The organism is Pseudomonas sp. B14(2022) (assembly GCF_012030485.1).
GTDB lineage: Bacteria > Pseudomonadota > Gammaproteobacteria > Pseudomonadales > Pseudomonadaceae > Aquipseudomonas.
On sequence record NZ_JAAUVM010000051.1, the window covers coordinates 1 to 1,231 of the forward strand.

Below are 1,231 nucleotides of genomic sequence, written 5' to 3' on the forward strand. Positions count from 1 at the left end.
TGAATCGCCCCGGATTCTGTAGACACCTTGCAAGCTCATTGCGTAACGCTTTTCAAACTCTACCGGTGACAGCTGATTGTTGAAACCATGGCGGCGTTTTACGTTGTAGAACATCTCGATGTAATCGAACACATCACTCCGAGCATCTTCCCGCGTGGTGTAGATTTTTCGCTTGATCCGTTCCCGTTTCAGAAGCTGGAAAAAGCTCTCGGCCACGGCGTTGTCATGACAGTTGCCTCGGCGACTCATGCTGGCAACCAAATTGTTTGCCTTCAAAAAGCTGCGCCAATCGGAGCTGCTGTACTGGCTGCCTTGGTCGGAATGAACCATCACCTCTTGCTTCGGTTTACGCCTCCAAACCGCCATCAACAACGCATCAATAGCCAAATCACTGGTCATCTGCGACTTCATTGACCAGCCAACGACCTGCCGAGAAAACAGATCCAGTACCACCGCCAAATACAACCAGCCTTCATACGTACGAATGTACGTGATGTCGGTTACCCAAACCTTGTTGGGTTCCACAACATCGAACTGGCGCTTCAGCAAATTGGGTGAGACGACCGCTGGCTTACCGCCGTACTTTCCAGGGCGGCGTCGATAACCTGTCTGAGAACGCAGGCCTTCAAGACGCATCAGCCTCGCCACACGATGACGACCACAATCCTCACCGACCTCGCGCAGATCGTCGTGGATTTTGCGATAGCCATAAACGCCACCGCTCTCCAGCCAGGAATGCTTGATCAAACCCAGCAGTCGCTGGTCGTCTTTGGCGCGTACAGATTGCGGCTCAGACAGCCAGGCGTAATAACCGCTGGGATGGACTTTCAGCGTCAGGCAAAGCCGTCGAATCGAATAGTCGCCCGCGCGCTGCTTGATAAAGGCGTACTTCAGCCGCACTCCTTGGCAAAGTACGCGGCGGCCTTTTTTAAGATGTCTCGCTCTTCAGTGACGCGCTTGAGTTCCGCTCGCAGACGACGTAGCTCAGCGTGCTGATCATCATCCTGCTGCCGTTCTTCTTGAGGTTTGCTGTAGCGCTTTATCCAGGCATAGAGGCTATGCGTCGACACGCCGAGACGGGCCGCTACCTCAGCGACAGGCAGCTTCTTTTCGGTCACTTGATTGACTGCTTGGATTTTGAATTCTTCGGGATAACGCGGGTTGCTCATGGCACCTCCTGATTGGCCTCATTTTAAGGCATGGAGGTGTCTACGAAACCCGGGGCGATTCA

General features: G+C 53.6%; 1 protein-coding gene. It reads right to left on the bottom strand.

What is annotated here, in order from left to right; genetic code table 11:
• Positions 1–1,169, bottom strand: a protein-coding gene (locus tag HCF10_RS30955; protein ID WP_167657088.1) for an IS3 family transposase whose coding sequence is annotated in 2 segments (ribosomal slippage) — positions 1–926 and positions 926–1,169 — 1,170 coding nt annotated over the 2 segments. Because the reading frame shifts where the segments join, the coding sequence is not laid out codon by codon here. This gene is flagged as partial in the annotation.
• Positions 1,170–1,231 lie beyond the last annotated feature (62 nt).